Below are 16,981 nucleotides of genomic sequence, written 5' to 3'. Positions count from 1 at the left end.
ACAACCCAAGACCCTTCACCTGGACGAAGACCGCTGACGAGATCTTCGAACGCCTCACCGGATATCTGAACCGAATCAAAGACTCAGGACACTAGCCTCCCTGTTTCGCTTCAGGTGGCTGAGCCGGTCTGAGCGGGTGTGCAGTGGTGGTTTCGGCTGCTCGTCGTCGACGGGCATGGCCGGGGCCCGACACGCGGGTCGGGTGCTCCAGGGTCCTCGGGTTGTGGGCGGGCAGGGGCGGTGTCATGGCTCAGGTGGCTGGCCGGGGTAGGGCCGTGAGGCGTACGAATGCGCTGGTCAGCTCGTTTCGCCGGGGCCAGGTTGCGGAGATGCGCGGGTGAAGGCGGCGACCGCCCCGGGTGATGCGGGCAGCTGCGTGCAGCAGCCGGTAGCGGAGTTTCTTCGGTTCGGCGGTGGCCAATTCGCCTTCCAGCAGCAGTGTTTGAGTCCAGGCGAGCAGGTCGGCGCCGGTCAGGACCAGCTCCCATTTCGTGATCCCCCTGTGGGGTGCCATAAGTCGGTGGACCTGGGCGTTCGTCAGTTCCCATGCCGGTGCTGCCCGCCACGGGCGTTCAGACGTGCGCGTTGGGGAACCACGACGTAGGCCGGGTCCTTGGTCGAGGCGACGCCCGCGTCGAAGGTGCCGAACCGCTGAAGGGCGCTGCCGGCCAGCAGGGCGAGCCCGGCGGCGGCAGCGGCGGGGCGGCTGCGGCGGGCGACGGTGACGGCGGCCAGGGCACCGGCGAGGGTGAGGTATTCGGATGCCCGGCGCAGCCGATGGGCCCGGCCTCTGGAGTAGGCCTTGGTCTCCAGGCCCGGGCGGCGTTCGATCAGCCGGGCGGCGACGAGTTCGGCACTCGCCCCGAGGGCCGCGAGCTGTCGGGCGGGGCCCGCCTCGTGCACGGGGGCCAGCAGCATCCCGAGCCCCGCGCCGCTCGCCGCCGCGGACCCCGCGAACAGGAAGGGCAATTCCCGGCGTGCCTCGTGCCAGGCCGGCACAGCCGTCTGGGAGAGCAGCACCGCGGTGTAGGACGCCAGAGCGGGCGCGAACGCGGCCGAGGACAGGCCTCCCAACCGGCCGACCCGAGCCGGCAGGCGGCCGGGCAGCATGGCGCGCAGGGAGCTCGGCAGCAGCTCGGTCATGGCGGCCAGGCCGCTGCCGGGTCCGTAGGCGACAAGGATCCATGTACCGACGGACATCGGTGAACTGGGTTTGGCCACCCGCAGCATGTGGTGGAAGCGTTCGGGACGACCGAGGTCTGCGATCAACAGGTAGCTGCTGGCCAGCAGGGCACCGAAGCCGCCCAGGCGTCCGGCGCGGCAGAGGGCCGGACGGCCGGTCAGGTCGGCGCCGGCGGAGAGCAGGGCGGCACCGGCCGACAGGCCGCCGGTGAACAGGTAGGCCGGCACCTTCCACTCCCACACCGGCGGTTTCAGTACCGGCCGCCCGTAGTAGGAGCGGAACTCCGAGTCCGCTACGACGCCCTGGTCGTCGTGCCGGTCGCGGCCCGCGCCGAACGTGGGCGCATGCAGGTCGGCGGCGCCCGCGTCGCTGCGCGGCTCGCGCAGGGGTCCGTCGTCGTCGTTCATCGGCGACCCTCCCTGACGAAGACGGCGGCGGTGGCCGCGAGCAGAGCGGAGGCCGCCACCGCGGCGTGCTTCCACATGGACGGCAGGTCACGCGTGGGCACGACGGGGTCCGGCGGCAGTCCGTAGGCCTCCGGTTCGTCGAGCAGCAGGAAGAAGGCGCCGTCGCCGCCCACTCCGTCCTCGGGATCGCGCCCGTACAGCCGTGCCTCGCTCACGCCCGCCTCGTGCAACTGTTCCAGTCGCCGGTCGGCCCGCTCCCGCAGTTCGTCGAGCGGCCCGAACTGGATGGAGTCGGTCGGGCAGGCCTTGGCGCAGGCGGGTTCGAGGCCCCCGCGCAGGCGGTCGTGGCACAGGGTGCACTTCCAGGCCCGGCCGTCGTCGGGCCGCCGGTCGATGACCCCGTAGGGACAGCCGGACACGCAGTAGCCGCAGCCGTTGCAGATGTCGGGCTGCACCACCACGGTGCCGAACTCGGTGCGGAAAAGCGCTCCGGTGGGGCAGACGTCGAGGCATCCGGCGTGGGTGCAGTGCTTGCACACGTCGGAGGACATCAGCCAGCGGAAGTCGGTACGGGTGTCCGCGCCGGTACCGGCGCCGGGCAGGTCGAAGGAGGGGAAGCCCAGGTCGACGGGCTCGGTGCCCAGTTCGCCACCGCCCCGGGGCGCGTCCCGCAGGGCGTCCGCGACGACCTCGGCGGTGTGCTCGGCGGCCGAGGGCCCGGTGGGCAGGTCGGACAGGCCGGGGTCCTGTCGTCCCAGGGGGCGTTCCTGCTCGATGAAGGCGACGTGCCGCCAGGAACTCGCGCCGAGCATGCCGGTGTTGTCGAAGGACATGCCCAGCAGGTCGAGGCCGTCCTCCGGGACGTCGTTCCACTCCTTGCAGGCGACTTCGCACGCCTTGCAGCCGATGCACACGGAGGTGTCGGTGAAGAAGCCGACCCTGGGCGGGTGGTCGCGGTGGCCGGCGTCCGCGGCGGGGTCCTCAAGGGGCCCGTACAGACTGTGCTCGTCCGTCATGGGGAATCCTCCCCCCGGTGGGGCTCGGTGTGGGTCGGCCTGTGGTCGCCGCCCGTCGTCACGATGCGGGTGCCGGTTTGCGGTGTGATCCCGGCCCGGCGGCGGTAGTCCTGGACGTATGCGAGGAGGGCGGGCCCTCTGGGCCGTCGTCCGGGGCGGATGTCGCACGTCAGGACCTTGCTCTCCTGGATCAGCACGTTCGGGTCGGCCACCACTCCGATCAGGTCGTTGACGACGTCGCCGGTGGTGAGCCCGACGCCGCCCCAGTGGTAGGGCATCCAGACCTGGTGGACGGTCCGGTCCTCGACACGAAGCGGCGCCATCCGGTCGGTGACGAAGACGCGGGCCTCCACCGCTGTCCGGCTGGTGATCACGTGGGCCCAGTCCAGATGGCGCAGGCCGCGTTCGGCCGCGAGCTCCGGCGACACCTCCACGAACAGCTCGGGCTGCAGCTCCGACAGGTACGGCAGTTGGCGGCTCATGCCCCCGGCGGTGTGGTGCTCGGTGAGCCGCGACGCCGTGAGCACGAAGGGGAACACCTCCACGTGCGCCTCGGGGGGAGCCGGGTTGGAGGGGTTGTCGCGGCGCCCGTAGACCTTCCTCGTGGGGTTGGCCTGCTGGCCGTACAGGAGGTTGCGCACGGGCGACTCGTGCGGCTCGTAGTGGGTGGGCAGCGGGCCGTCCGCCAGGCCGGTGGGCGCGAACAGCCACGCCTTCCCGTCGGACATCATGATGAACGCGTCCTCGCCGCTCAGGGCCTGCGGCCCCGATGCGCCCTCGGGAGGCCGGTAGTGGGGCGGCTTGTCCTTCTCGAAGTCCGGGGTGTCGTGTCCAGTCCACTCCCCGCGGTCCTCGTCCCACCAGACGAGGGCCTTGCGCTCGCTCCAGGGCCTGCCCTGCGGATCGGCGGAGGCACGGTTGTAGAGCACCCGCCGGTTCAGCGGCCAGGTCCAGCCCCACTCGGCATCGTAGGGCCCCTGCTCGAAGCGGGATTTGCGGCGCCGGGCCTGGTTGGTCTCGTCGGCGTACACGCCGCTGTAGATCCAGCAGCCGCAGGCCGTGCTGCCGTCGGCCTTGAGGTCGGGGTAGCCGCCGACGGTCCGGCCGGTCCGCAGGTCGATGCCGTTGATATGGCGCAGCACGTCCGCCGCGGACGGTTCGTCGCCCTCGGTGCGGTAGTCCCAGGCAAGGTCGAGCACGGGCCGGTCGCGGTCGTCGGTCGACCCGGCCAGCTTGTCCTTGACGCGCCTGCCGAGGTGGTAGAAGAACCACAGCTCCGACCGCTGGTCGCCGCTCGGTTCGACGGCCTTGTCCCGCCACTGCAGCATCCGCTGGGTCTGGGTGAAGGTGCCGGCCTTCTCCACGTGCGAGGCGGCGGGGAAGAAGAACACCTCCGTGCGGCAGCGCTCGCTGGCGATCTCCCCGGTCTCGACCTCGGGGGCGTCCTTCCAGAACGTGGCGCTCTCGATCATGGTCAGGTCGCGGACGACGAGCCAGTCGAGGTTGGCCATGCCGAGGCGCTGGAGGCGGCCGTGCGCGGACCCGACCGCGGGATTCTGACCGAGCAGGAAGTAGCCGAAGACCTTCCCGTCGACCATGTCCATGGCGGTGCGGTAGGTGCCGTGATCGCTGTTGATGCGGGGCAGGTAGTCGAAGCAGTAGTCGTTCTCCGCTGTCGCCGCCTCACCCCAGTACTCCTTGAGCAGGGAGATCATGTAGGCGTCGGCGTTGCCCCAGAACCCCTTCTGGTCGGGGCGGCGAATGCCGTCCAGGTAGGCGGTCAGGTTCTCGTGGGTGGTGTCCGGCATCGGCAGGTAGCCGGGCAGCAGGTTGAACAGGGTCGGGATGTCCGTGGAGCCCTGGATGCTGGCGTGCCCGCGCAGGGCGTAGATGCCTCCGCCGGGGCGGCCGATGTTGCCCAGCAACAGCTGGATGATCGAACCGGTCCGGATGTATTGGGCGCCGACGGAGTGCTGGGTCCAGCCGACGCTGTACACCAGCGCGGCGGTGCGTTCCCGGCCGGAGTTCTCCGTCCAGGCCCGGCACACGTCCAGGAACCGTTCCCGGGGCACCCCGCAGATCCGCTCGACCATCTCCGGGGTGTAGCGGGCGAAGTGCCGCTTGAGCACCTGGAAGACGCAGCGTGGGTGCTGCAGCGTGGGGTCGGCGGCGATGTCTCCGGCGCCTCCCTCGACGACCGGGCCGCCGGCACCGTGCTGGTAGGCCGCGGCCTGCTCCTTGTGACGCTTCCCCGGGCGCTCCTCGGCCTCGATGCCCTCGTACATCCAGCTGGAGGGTTCGTAGGAGGCGGTGTGCGGGTCGTAGCCGCTGAACAGTCCGTCCAGGTCCTCGGTGTCCTGGTAACGATCGCTCAGCAGGAACGGGGCGTTGGTGTACGCCTGTACGTACTCCTTGAAATGGAGGTCGTTGGACAGGATGTGGTTGATGACGCCCCCGAGGAACGCGATGTCGGTGCCGACCCGCAGCGTGACGTGCTGGTCGGCCAGTGCGCTGGTCCGGGTGAAGCGCGGATCGATGTGGATGACCCTGGCGCCGCGTGCCTTGGCCTCCATCACCCACTGGAAGCCGACCGGATGGGCCTCGGCCATGTTCGAGCCCATGATGACGATGCAGTCGGCGTTGATCAGGTCCTGCTGGTAGTCGGTGGCGCCGCCGCGTCCGAACGAGGCTCCCAGACCGGGAACCGTGGCGGAGTGTCAAATACGCGCCTGGTTCTCGATCTGGAGCGCGCCCAGAGCGGTGAACAGCTTTTTGATCAGATAGTTCTCTTCATTGTCCAGCGTCGCGCCGCCGAGACTGGCGATGCCCATGGTGCGGCGGAGTGTGTTCCCGGAGTCGTCGGTGTCCTGCCAACCCCTGCGGCGGGCGTCCAGCACCCGGTCGGCCACCATGTCCATGGCCGTGTCCAGATCGAGGTCCTGCCACTCGGTGGCGTACGGCGGACGGTAGCGGACCTTCTGCTCACGCTGCGGGCCGGTGACGAGCTGCTTGCTGGCGGATCCCTTCGGGCACAGCCGGCCGCGCGAGATCGGGCTGTCCGGGTTGCCCTCGATCTGGATGACCCGGTCGTCCTTGACGTAGACACGCTGCGCGCAGCCCACGGCGCAATAGGGGCAGACGGAGTCCGCGACTCGGTCCGCGCGGTCGGTGCGGGGTCCGAGAGCTGCCGAGCGCGGGGACTCGGCCGCCTTGCCCCGGCCAAGCCGGTCGGGGCCGGTGAGCTGCCGGTATACGGGCCACTGACCGATCCACCGTTCCAGGCCCATACGCTCGCTCCTTCATGGGTGTCATACGCCTTGATCGACGCTACTCGTGCGGGGACCGAGCGCAAGCCGACACTGAATGCACCCGATGCCGCACAGCCGGTACGCCGGTGCGTACCGACGATGCCAGCATCCACCGGAGTCCATCCGCGGCGGCCTGGACGGCGCGGCATCAACAGGGCGACGCTGCTTGTGAGCGGGCCCGGTGACAGCGTCTGTCGCGGTTCGCGGCGCGATCAGGTAATCAGGAACGGTGAACAAGGACCCGACCGACCCCTTCGTGCATGTCCGGGGCGCCGGTGAGAACAACCTGCGGAACATCGATGTCGACGTTCCGCGGGACGCGATGGTCGCCTTCACCGGCGTCTCCGGTTCGGGCAAGTCCTCGCTCGCGTTCGGCACGCTCTACGCGGAGGCCCAGCGGCGCTACTTCGAGTCCGTGGCACCGTACGCCCGAAGGCTGTTGCAACAGGTCGGCGCACCGCACGTGCAGGAGATCACCGGACTGCCACCGGCCGTGGCCCTGCAGCAGCGACGCGGGTCGCCCAGCTCGCGTTCGACGGTCGGCACCCTCACCACGCTGTCCAATCTGCTGCGCATGCTGTACTCCCGCGCCGGGACCTATCCGCCCGGGGCCGCACGGCTGGAAGCCGAGTCGTTCTCACCCAACACCGCGGCCGGCGCCTGCCCGGAGTGCCACGGACTGGGCGTCGTGCACGACGTCGCCGAGGATCTGCTCGTCCCGGATCCCTCGCTGAGCATCCGCGAGGGGGCGATCGCCGCCTGGCCGGGCGCCTGGCAGGGAGCCAACCTGCGCAGTGTCCCGGGACTGGCTGCTGTACACGGACGAGCAGCCCTCCGTGTACGTCGAGCCGGAGGAGGACCGCGTCGACTACGGCTACCAGGGCAGGTTCTGGAGCGCCCGCAAGCACGTCATGCACGTCCTCGCCGACTCCAAGAGCGAGAAGATGCGCGAACGGGCGCTCCGGTTCGTCAGAAGTGTGCCCTGCCCCGCCTGTCGCGGCAGCGGACTGCGGCCCGAGGCGCTCGCCGTGACCTTCGCCGGACGTTCCATCGCCGAGATCAACGCGATGCCGCTCACCGAGGTCGTGGCGCTGCTGCGGCCCGTCGCGGGGCGGTCCGAGGCCGACGCCACCACGTCGACCGCCCGATCCGGGGAGACGACCGAGGTCGCGGTCCGGATCTGCGGCGATCTGGTCGCGCGGATCGACGTACTGCTCGACCTGGGCCTGGGATATCTCAGCCTCGGACGCCGCTCGACGACCCTGTCGCCCGGCGAGGCGCAGCGCCTGCGGATCGCCACCCAGCTGCGCTCGGGGCTGTTCGGCGTCGTCTACGTCCTCGACGAACCCTCCGCGGGCCTGCACCCGGCAGACGCGGAACCGCTGCTGGACGTGCTGGACCGCCTCAAGGCGGCGGGCAACTCGCTGTTCGTCGTGGAGCACGACATGGACGTCGTACGGCGGGCGGACTGGGTGGTCGACATCGGCCCCGGTGCGGGCGAGGGCGGCGGACGCGTGCTGTACAGCGGGCCGGTCGCCGGTCTTGAGCGGGTCGCGGAGTCGGCCACGAGCCAGTACCTGTTCGGGCGCGCCCAGCCGCTCGATCACCGCCCGCGCACACCCCACGGCTGGCTGCACCTGCGCGGCGTGTCCCGCCACAATCTGCACGACGTGTCCGTGGACGTACCGCTCTGCGTGCTGACGGCGGTGACGGGCGTGTCCGGTTCCGGAAAGTCGACGCTGGTGACGCAGGTGCTCGCCGAGGTCGTCCGCGGCCACCTCGGACTCGTACCCGAGGAACCCGACGAGGCGCAGCTGGAGGTCGACGTCCAGGACGCGTCGGGGGTTGAGTCGTTCGACCGGCTGGTCCTGGTCGACCAACGGCCCATCGGCCGAACTCCCCGGTCCAACCTGGCCACGTACACCGGGATGTTCGACGCGGTGCGCAAGCTGTACGCGGCGACGGACGAGGCCAGGGCGCGCGGCTACTCGGCCGGGCGGTTCTCCTTCAACGTGCCCGAAGGGCGGTGCGAGACCTGCCAGGGCGAAGGATTCGTCGCGGTGGAACTGCTGTTCCTGCCCGGCACCTACGCGCCGTGCCCGACCTGCCAGGGGGCCCGGTACAACGCCGAAACGCTGGAAGTCACCTACCGCGGCAAGAACATCGCGGAAGTGCTGGCGCTCTCCGTCGACGCCGCCGCCAAGTTCCTGTCCGCCGTCCCGGCCGCCTCCCGCAGTCTGGAGACGTTGCGCGAGGTGGGACTGGGGTACCTGCGGCTGGGCCAGCCCGCGACGGAACTCAGCGGCGGTGAGGCGCAACGCATCAAACTGGCCACCGAACTGCAGCGAGCCCGCCGCGGGCACGCGCTCTACCTGCTCGACGAGCCGACGGCGGGGCTGCACCCCTCGGACATCGCACTGCTGCTGCGACAGTTGCACCGGCTCGTCGACGCCGGCAACACGGTCGTCCTCGTCGAGCACGACCTGGACACGATCGCCACCGCCGACTGGGTCATCGACCTCGGCCCGGGCGGCGGCGACGCGGGCGGGCGGGTGGTCGCGGCGGGCCCGCCGGCCAAGGTGGCGAGGGCCCGCCGCAGCGCCACGGCACCCTATCTCGCGGCCCGGCTCGCGGGCTCCTGACGACAGCACGAGGGGCTGAGCACCGGTCAGCCGGGTTCGGGGCAAGCTGAGCGTCCCGCTTGTCCCAGGCCGCGCTGCCGGCCCACGCTCATCAGAAGTGCGGGCGTGGCAAGCGACCCGGTGACCGCACGATGACGGACCCTCTTCCCGAACGATCGCGGCGATGTCGGCGCGCGTCGACGTCGTCGGCGGTATGCCGCTTGACCCGGCCACGGCCCGGGACCGCCACGTACCGGGTCATCCGCTTGGGTGAGCACCCCTGGCCGTGGTTGTGCCACGAGCGGCCGGGTACTCGAGTGCAGCCACCGTGAGGGGCGCCCGCAGGAGCCCAGGCCGTCACGGCTCGACGGCTGCGGGGCACCCGGCGTCCTACGTCCCCCTGCGAGGCCTCCGATGAGCCGTCTCTTCTCGCCGCTCACCCTCCGCGGCACGACCTTTCCGAACAGGGCCTGGGTGGCCCCCATGTGCCAGTACAGCTCGGTCGACGGCTATCCGCAGGACTGGCATCTGGTCCATCTCGGTTCCCTGGCACGCGGCGGGTCCGGCCTGGTCATGCAGGAGGCCACGGCAGTGGAACCTGAGGGCCGGATCACCCCTTCCGACGCCGGCATCTGGGATGACGGGCAGGCCGCCGCGTACAAGCGGATCACCGACTTCGTCCACGGGCAGGGAGCCATTGCCGGCATCCAGATCTCCCATGCCGGCCGCAAGGCGTCGACGGCACCGCCCTGGGAGGGTGACGTGTACGTCGAACCGGAGGCCGGAGGATGGCAGACGGTCGCACCGTCACCGCTGCCATTCGGCGACTGGCCGGCCCCGCGGGAGCTCGGCGCGGACGACATACGCGCTCTGGTCCGGGCCTTCGGCGAGGCCGCCGCGCGGGCGCTGTCCGCCGGCTTCGAGGTTCTGGAGATCCACGCCGCGCACGGCTATCTGCTGCACCAGTTCCTGTCCCCGCTGTCCAACCACCGCAGCGACGAGTACGGAGGCGATCTCGACGGGCGCAGCCGTTTCCTGGTCCAGGTCACCGACGCCGTACGGGCGCAGTGGCCGGAGGACCGCCCGCTGTTCGTACGCTTCTCGGCCACGGACTGGGCCGACGGCGGCTGGACCCCGGAGGAGACGGTCGAGCTGTCGCGGCACCTGGTGGCCCACGGCGTCGATCTGGTGGATGTCACCAGCGGCGGGCTCGTCCACAACGCCCGTATCGAAGTGGAGCCCGGCTACCAGGTGCCCTTCGCCCGAGCCGTCCGCGAGGGCGCGGCCCTGCCCGTCTCCGCGGTCGGCCTGATCACCGCACCGGAGCAGGCCGACCAGATCCTCGTGGACCGCTCGGCTGACGCGATCATGCTCGCGCGCGAACTGCTGCGCAACCCGACCTGGCCGCTCCGCGCGGCCCACGTGCTCCGTGACGACGTCCCGTGGCCGAAGCAGTACGAGCGTGGCCGCCCGCGTCACGGCTGAGGCACCCGGGAATCGGACGCAAGGCGAAGAGGTCTCCTCCTATATGAGCGATCCATGCGGCAATGCCGCCTTTCCCGTACTTCCGAGCGAGTCGGTACGTGGGTGCTGGCAGCCGACCGTGTCGGCACACTGCAGCAGATAATCGGTCGCCGTCGCGTTGCGCGACCGCGCACCCGGTCCCGGCGCGCTCTCGGCGCAGTCCGCTGCCCTTCCTGACCTCCCAGCGCATGCGACACCGGTTGTCTGGGAGGCGCGGACCTGGGCACTCGGTGCGGGTGCGCGTGACACGGATCCGCGGCAGACGGGAGGCACGAGATGTCTGCGGAATCGGCCGGAACGATCGCGCTCCCCTCCGGTGAGGAGATCGCGGCGCTGGGGCAGGGCACCTGGTACCTGGGCGAGGACCCGGCCCGGCGGGAACAGGAGATCGCCGCGCTGCGGCTGGGCGTGGACCTGGGCATGACCGTCGTCGACACGGCGGAGATGTACGGCGACGGGGCAGCCGAGGAGCTCGTCGGGGAGGCCCTGCGGGGACGCCGGGAGGAGGTCTTCCTCGTCAGCAAGGTGCTGCCCGGCCACGCCGACCGGAAGGGCACCGTCGCCGCCTGCGAGGGCAGCCTGCGGCGGCTCCGTGCGGAACGGCTGGACCTGTACCTGCTGCACTGGCGGGGACGGTGGCCACTCGAGGAGACCCTTGCGGGATTCACCGACCTGATGGAGGCGGAGAAGATCCGTTACTGGGGCGTGAGCAATCTGGACGTCGCCGACATGGCCGAGCTGACCACCCTCCCCGGCGGCGACGCCGTGGCCGCCGACCAGGTGCTGTACAACCTCTCCCGGCGCGGCATCGAGTGGGATCTGCTCCCCTGGTGCCGCGAGGCCGGGGTGACGGTCATGGCCTACTCCCCGATCGAGCAGGGGCGGCTGCTGAAGGTCGAGGCACTGGGTGCCGTGGCCCGGGCCCTCGGAACCACGCCGGCCCAGGTCGCACTCGCCTGGGTGCTGGCACAGGGGGTGGCCGCGATCCCGCGTTCCGGATCACCCGACCACGTTCGGGAGAACCGCGGCGCGGTGGACCTCCACCTTCCCATCGAGGCGCTCGACGCCCTCGACGAGGCGTTCCCGCCGCCCAGCGGGCCCACGCCTCTGGAGATGCTGTGAAGGAGTTGACAGGATGGCGTGCCCCCTGCTCGTCGTCGGGATGGGGGGTTCGCTGCGCACCCCGTCGACCAGCCTCACCGCACTGTGTGTGGCGGTCGAGGGGGCGGACGATGCAGGCGCCGACACCCAGGTGATCGACCTCAAGCGGCTGGATCTTCCGTTCTACACGTCCGAGCACGGAATCCCTGCGTCCGCCCGTCGGCTTGCGGACACCGTTCAGGCAGCCGACGCCCTGCTGTGGAGCAGCCCGACATACCACGGGTCGGTCAGCGGCGCGTTCAAGAACGCAGTGGACTGGCTCGCCCTCCTGGCCGACCACGACCCGCCCTACCTCAGCAACAAACCCGTGGGGATGCTGACGACCGCCGGTGGGGTGCAGGGCCTGCAGGCGATCAACGCGATGGAGTTCATCGTGCGGTCGCTGCGCGGCTGGGCCGTGCCGCTGGTGTTCGCGGTCCCGCGGTCCTCCCGGGTCTTCGATGGCGACGGACGCCTCACCGACCAGGCGGTCGCGGACCAATTGCGCGGCCTCGGCACGGAGGTGACCAGGGCAGCCCTGCAGTTCCGGGCGGAGGGCACGTGCGACTACGCGCAGGAGCGGCCGTCCGGAGCCGTCCGGGACTGAGCCCGGCCATGTCACGCCGGGGGCGCCGGGGTCGTGCTTCCTCAGGGCCCGGTCCGCCCCACGGGCCGCCGGTGCTCGCCGCGCGCTCTGGGGCGTCCGGGCGGGAAGTGGGGCAGCACGTGTTCGGCCAGTTCGTCGATCACTTCGGCGACCGGGCGGCGGCTGTGCTTGAAGTTGATCATCAGCTGGTCGATGCCGATGTCCTGCCAGGCCCGCATCATCGCCAGGAACGACACCCGGCCCACCGAGAAGCCCTGGTGGATGCGCCGGGGCAGGGCCAGCGGGTCCTCGGTCAGGTCCAGATAGGTGGCCTGGGCGTACGGCTTGAACCCACCGCCATCGTCCCGGGTCAGCTCCCGCCACCGCTGGATGTTCTCGGCCTGCTGCTGGAGCGGCGGGGTGTAGTACAGCCAGCCGTCCATGTTGTCGGCGATCCACCGGACGTCCTGCCTGCCGCGTCCCGTCATCAGTACGGGGATCCGCCGGTACACCGGCTTGGGCAGCAGATCGGTGCCGTGCATCCGGCCGAGCGGCGACTCCACGTGCGGGAAACGGTGCTCGAGGACGACATGGAAGTACTCCAGCGACTGCCGGAACCTCTCGGCCCGGCCGCCCGGGTCCTGACCGAAGGCCGGGAACTCCACGGGCCGGTCACCGGTGGCCACCCCGAGCAGGAGCCGTCCGCCTGACAGCTGGTCCACCGAGGCGGCCGCCTTGGCGGTGTGCAATGGATGCCGCAGCGGCATGACGATGCTGGCGGTCCCCAGTGTGATCGAGGTGGTGCGGGCGCTGAGCTGCCCCAGGTACACCCACGGGTCGAAGACCTGCCCGGCGTCCCCGAAGCTCGGGTCCAGCAGTGGCACGTCCCGGACCCACACCGAGGCGAAGCCGGCCCGCTCGGCCTGCTGGATCCGCTCGATGTGCCCGGCCAGGGACGGCACGGGCCCGTCGAAGCCCTCCAGGGGCGTGATGGCGCCCACGGTCATCCTGCCGCCGGGATACGCCCTGGCCATGGCCGCGTGCTCGGAGAACGGCCGCTGCGCTCCGCCTTCGACGTCCACGGGTGCGCCGGCAGAAGGAACTGTCGATTCTGTCATGCGATTCTCCGGCGATTTCATGCCGAGTCCGGGCACATCAGACGCGTGCTGAGGTTGCCCGACCGGAGGCCCTCGCGCATCCCCTCGCCGACGTAGCGCCAACGCCTCAACAGGAGTTGGTTCTGCGCACCGTGTGGCGGGACGCGGGAGACGAACGCGGTGCCGTAGGCGTCTTGGGAAAGCACGGTGAGGTGGTGCGGCCGGGGGCCGTCCCCCGGATCTGCCAGTCGGAGATGACCCGCATGTCGTGGAAGAACAGCCCCTGCGGCACCTCGGCCTCCATGTCGCCCGAGGTTGCCCGAGACGCAAAACGTCGGCCCCTCGATCAGTGTGACGGTGACGGCCGTGAGTACGGCCGGTTCCGTCTCCTCGATGACGGCGCCGACCTCGTCGGTCATGGCTCCTCCTAGCCCGGGGCGCCGACGAGAGCCTCGAAGTCCCGGGGCAGCTGGGACATTACGTGGCGGAACTCGCCATTACTGACCGCGTCCCTCAGGGTGCTCAGCTCCGCCCGTACGCCCTCACGGGCCTCGTCCGGGCTCACCCCTGCTCGCCTGCTCACCCGATCGACGAACTCGTCGAGTCCGAAGGGCTCGGCCTCCGGGGTGGGAGAGACCAGCGGTTCCTTCAGCGGCTTGGGCAGTTCGGACGCGAGGTCCTCCGCCTCGCCCCTGGTGAGCCGCTCGGCCAGGGTTTCCAGGGTGGCGCGGGTGAGGGGCTCCGCCTTCTCCGGGGGGACAGGGGCGCGCCGGGTGATGGTGTCGAGGAAGGTCTTGTAGTCCATGAGCCGTCCTTTTCCTGAAGCTTTGCAACTGCCTGGCGTGGGACCTGAGACAGCCACCGAAGGGTGCGTCGTGCGTGTAGGGGTGCGCTGATGCGCGTCATGGTGCATGCGCCTCAGCAGACGCCGAGTGGAATCGGACATTTCCATGCTCCCGATGTGGGCCACACTCTGCCTGCTCCCGGCAGGAGGAAGGGCGGCGGGCTCGATAGACCTCAGAGCGCAAGTGCAGACGGCCTCCGCCACGGCGCAGGGGACGCCGGCGCCGGTCTGCCGGACGTGCGTCAGGGCGCCGTGCCTGTGGGCGCGGTCGACTCTCCCGCCGTCGCGTTTCCGGCCGGCCCGTTCGGCATCGAGAGCGTTCGACAGCGGCGCGCTGTCAGCCGATGTCGATCAGCCACACTTCCAGTTCGATCGACGGGGGGCACGGCCGGCGCGGCTCCCACCCGCACCCAGAGATGGGCGCGGTGCGGCAACTCCGGCACGCCCCGGAGGGACCGCTGGACGGTGACGGCTGACGCGGAACCCTTCGATCGGCAAGATCAGCGCCGCGCCGGCTGTCACACCGGGCGGGGACTGGCAGTCTTGAGGGAGGTGCAGCCACCGGCGGGACACGGTGATCGCGGTGTATGCGGGTACCCGTCTGGTTGAGGGTTCCCGGGCCACGCCGCGCGCCCCGCCTGCACGCCGGTCGGCGGCCCCACGAAAGTCGCTAGCGGGGGCCGGAACGCTTCGGGAGGCCCAGCCACGGACCAGGACACCGCGCAGCAACGAGTACCCGCAGGCACTGTGGGGCCGGCCGGGCAGGTGGGGGATGTCTGGACGTCCGCGTGGGACCGGGTCATCGCCTCCGATCCCGGGTTCATCCGGCTGCTGAAGGCTCTGCGCATCGTCTTGAGCGTGCTGCTGGCCGTCGTCGTGATGAGTGCGCTGCACATCCCTCTTCCGCTCCTGGTCACCGGTGCGACGGCGGCGGAGGTCTTCTCGTTCGCCGTCTCCGATCCGCACCGGCGCGATCAGGCGATCACGCTGGCTCTGGGACTGCCGACCGGTCTTACCGCGCTGGCCTCCGGAGCCCTGCTGGTGCACCACCGATTGGTGAGCGACGTGGTCTGCGTCCTGGTGATCTTCGCGGCCGCTTACGCGCGACGGTTCAGCAGACGGTGCAGCGCGTTGGGCGTCATCGCCTTCCAGATGTTCTTCATCACCCAGTTCGTCAGGCCTCACCCGCAGTGGCTGCCTCAGCTGTGCCTGCTGCTGGTGATCGGTGCGGTCTGCAGCGCGGTGGTGAGGTTCGGGCTCGTCCCGACGTCGTCGCAGGGCACCCTGCAACGACTGCTTGAGGCGTTCCGCGCGCGACTGGTGCAGCACCTCGAGGCAGTCATCGACCTGGCTCGGCAGAAGCCGGGAACACCTGGCGCCGAACGGGCCGTGCGCCGTCTGCGGCGGCGCACGGCTGCCCTGCATCAGGCAGCACTGATGATCCAGGACCACTTGGACGACACGATCCGGGAGCACTGCACGGCAGCCCATGTCCAGCGGCGCATCGCCGAGGCCGAAGTCGCCGCCGAACACCTCGCGGTCCTGCTGACAGGGGCGCTCGGCCTGCAGGGGGTCAATCCCGTCGCCAGCGACATCACCGAGCGCACCGGCCGCGTGCCACCGGACGTCTCGGTACCGCTGCGCACGGCCGACGAGCAGGTCATCCACCGTCTTATCGCCGATCTGCACGCGCTGAAAGTGGTCGCCGGGCGGGCTCCCGGCAGCGACCACGGTGTCGGCCTGAAGATCGTGCGGGACCGGCTCCTGGGCTACCGCGACGACGAACGGCTGCCCGACGCGCCCCCTGCCGTGCAGGACGTGTTCCGGGCGATCGGCGACGTCAGCCGAGCCCTGCTCGGCCTGCGCCTGGCACTGACAGGGCCTGACGAGAGCGAGGAGAGTCCGGACGACAGCCCCGAGACCGTGCGCTGCCGGGAGGAGCTGCAAACCGAGGACGCCGTCCTCGACGCCGAGGACGCCCTAAGGGAGAAGTCCGAGGAGGAGGGCGAACCGGCCGGCCTGGAACGCACGACCACCCGCATCGCCGTGCAGGTTTCCCTCGCCTCGGCCCTGGCGATCGTGGGTGGCGAACTGCTGTCGCCGCAGCGCTGGTACTGGGCCGTCTTCACCTGCTGGGTGGTGTTCGTCAACACCTCCTCGGCCGGAGAAATACTGGTCAAAGGGTCCCGGCGCCTAGTGGGCACCCTGCTCGGCGTCCTGGCCGGAATCGGCTTGGCCGGCCTGGTCGGCAACCAGCCCTGGGCCGCGTTCACGCTGGTCATGCTGTGCCTGTTCGGGACTTTCTACGCGATCTCCTACGCGGTGGTGTCCTTCTTCGTCACCGCGATGATCGGGCTGCTTTACACGCTGTTGCACAGCTTCACCCCGGACCTGCTCGTGATACGGCTGGGCGAGTCCGCGCTGGGGGCCGCCTGCGCGGTCGTGGTGGGCCTGCTGGTGTTGCCGGTGCGGACGCAGGAGCGCACCGAGGAGCAGATCCGCGAAGTGCTCTCACGACTGCGTGAGGTGACCGGCCAGGGTGTGGCCGAGCTCGGCGGCGGTCGCCCCGTCGACCTGCTCCACCGTTCACGGGCCTTGGACAGCGCACTGGCCGATCTGCGGACCACCACTCTGCCGCTGCGCCATCCGATCACCCCCTTGCGCCGTCGCCGGCGGCTCACCCGTTACGTCCTGGGACTGCTGGAGACGGCCGCCTACCACGCCCGCAACCTCGCGGCCATCGCCCAGCCCGCGCCAGGCAGTCGGGGGATCGTGAGCGATGCGCGGCTATCCGAGGCGGCAGGACGCGTAGACCGCAACCTCGGCGCGCTCATCGAGTGCCTGCAGACCAAGGGTGGCTGCCGGGAGCCTCTCGACGCCGAGGCGGGAACCGCCACCGCGCAGAAGGACTCCGAAGCCCCTCACGCCCCCGGATCCGGAAGGCGGACGGCGCCGGAGACGGAGCAGCAGCGAAACCGGCTCACTCAGGTGGCACTGCGTCATCTGCAGCGGGTGGACGAAGACGTCCTGGGGCTCGCTCGCCCGCTCGGCATGGGATTCAAGGAACAGCAGGCCAAGCCGGACACCCGGCCGGCGGAGACAGCTGCCGCGGGCCGGTAGGACGCCGGCGCCCGCGGTGGGCGATCGCGGCGGTGGTTCGGCTGACGAGGCGTCATGGTCCCGGCGGCGCCACGATGTCGGCAGGGGGCCTGCGCTCACCAGGCCGATCGGGGCCGGTGACCGGGTGGCAATGCG

The 16,981-nt window shown here is 70.7% G+C and carries 9 protein-coding genes and 3 pseudogenes; 5 read left to right on the top strand and 7 right to left on the bottom strand.

What is annotated here, in order from left to right:
* Positions 1 to 250: 250 nt before the first annotated feature.
* From ABZ823_RS23455 to fdh, 4 genes and pseudogenes are all read right to left on the bottom strand, one after another.
* A pseudogene (locus tag ABZ823_RS23455) lies at positions 251 to 484 on the bottom strand (transposase); the annotation flags it as partial.
* Positions 485 to 537: 53 nt separating this feature from the next.
* The gene (gene nrfD, locus ABZ823_RS23450; RefSeq protein WP_361663624.1) at positions 538 to 1,590 is read right to left on the bottom strand and encodes an NrfD/PsrC family molybdoenzyme membrane anchor subunit; all 1,053 of its coding nucleotides are present in this window, start codon (positions 1,588 to 1,590) and stop codon (positions 538 to 540) included.
* Positions 1,587 to 2,606: a 4Fe-4S dicluster domain-containing protein gene (locus ABZ823_RS23445; RefSeq protein WP_361663621.1), complete on the bottom strand. Its 1,020-nt coding sequence runs from the start codon at positions 2,604 to 2,606 to the stop codon at positions 1,587 to 1,589. Before ABZ823_RS23445 ends, nrfD begins: the two co-directional genes overlap by 4 nt.
* A complete protein-coding gene (gene fdh, locus ABZ823_RS23440) occupies positions 2,603 to 5,893 on the bottom strand; it encodes a formate dehydrogenase (RefSeq protein WP_361663618.1) in 3,291 nt (1,096 codons plus the stop codon). The genes ABZ823_RS23445 and fdh overlap by 4 nt, the downstream gene beginning before the upstream one ends.
* Before the next feature lie 250 nt (positions 5,894 to 6,143).
* Here fdh and ABZ823_RS23435 point away from each other — a divergent pair.
* The 4 genes and pseudogenes from ABZ823_RS23435 (at position 6,144) to ABZ823_RS23420 (ending at position 11,806) form a co-directional block, all read left to right on the top strand.
* A pseudogene (locus ABZ823_RS23435) lies at positions 6,144 to 8,556 on the top strand (excinuclease ABC subunit UvrA).
* Positions 8,557 to 8,949: 393 nt separating this feature from the next.
* Complete coding sequence (locus ABZ823_RS23430; RefSeq protein ID WP_055494944.1) at positions 8,950 to 10,020, top strand: NADH:flavin oxidoreductase/NADH oxidase; 1,071 nt, start codon at positions 8,950 to 8,952, stop codon at positions 10,018 to 10,020.
* A gap of 315 nt (positions 10,021 to 10,335) precedes the next feature.
* A complete protein-coding gene (locus ABZ823_RS23425) occupies positions 10,336 to 11,181 on the top strand; it encodes an aldo/keto reductase (protein WP_361663614.1) in 846 nt (281 codons plus the stop codon).
* Between the two features lie 13 nt (positions 11,182 to 11,194).
* Positions 11,195 to 11,806 carry an NAD(P)H-dependent oxidoreductase gene (locus tag ABZ823_RS23420; protein WP_361663611.1) on the top strand — a complete coding sequence of 204 codons (612 nt, stop codon included), beginning with the start codon at positions 11,195 to 11,197 and terminating at the stop codon, positions 11,804 to 11,806.
* Between the two features lie 41 nt (positions 11,807 to 11,847).
* On the opposite strand, the gene ABZ823_RS23415 is transcribed toward ABZ823_RS23420, so the two are convergent.
* The 3 genes and pseudogenes from ABZ823_RS23415 to ABZ823_RS23405 form a co-directional block, all read right to left on the bottom strand.
* A complete protein-coding gene (locus ABZ823_RS23415) occupies positions 11,848 to 12,903 on the bottom strand; it encodes an LLM class oxidoreductase (protein WP_361663608.1) in 1,056 nt (351 codons plus the stop codon).
* Positions 12,904 to 13,009: 106 nt separating this feature from the next.
* Positions 13,010 to 13,210: pseudogene (locus ABZ823_RS23410) on the bottom strand (glycogen debranching N-terminal domain-containing protein); the annotation flags it as partial.
* A gap of 99 nt (positions 13,211 to 13,309) precedes the next feature.
* Positions 13,310 to 13,687 (bottom strand): DUF2267 domain-containing protein, encoded by a 378-nt coding sequence (locus ABZ823_RS23405; RefSeq protein ID WP_361663605.1) that lies wholly within the window; start codon positions 13,685 to 13,687, stop codon positions 13,310 to 13,312.
* Positions 13,688 to 14,491: 804 nt separating this feature from the next.
* Here ABZ823_RS23405 and ABZ823_RS23400 point away from each other — a divergent pair.
* Positions 14,492 to 16,846: an FUSC family protein gene (locus ABZ823_RS23400; protein ID WP_361663602.1), complete on the top strand. Its 2,355-nt coding sequence runs from the start codon at positions 14,492 to 14,494 to the stop codon at positions 16,844 to 16,846.
* Positions 16,847 to 16,981 lie beyond the last annotated feature (135 nt).

This window comes from Streptomyces sp. NPDC047079 (genome assembly GCF_040643755.1).
GTDB lineage: Bacteria > Actinomycetota > Actinomycetes > Streptomycetales > Streptomycetaceae > Streptomyces.
The sequence above is the reverse complement of the archived record's forward strand: the minus strand, read 5'-3'. Positions and strand labels throughout refer to the sequence as shown.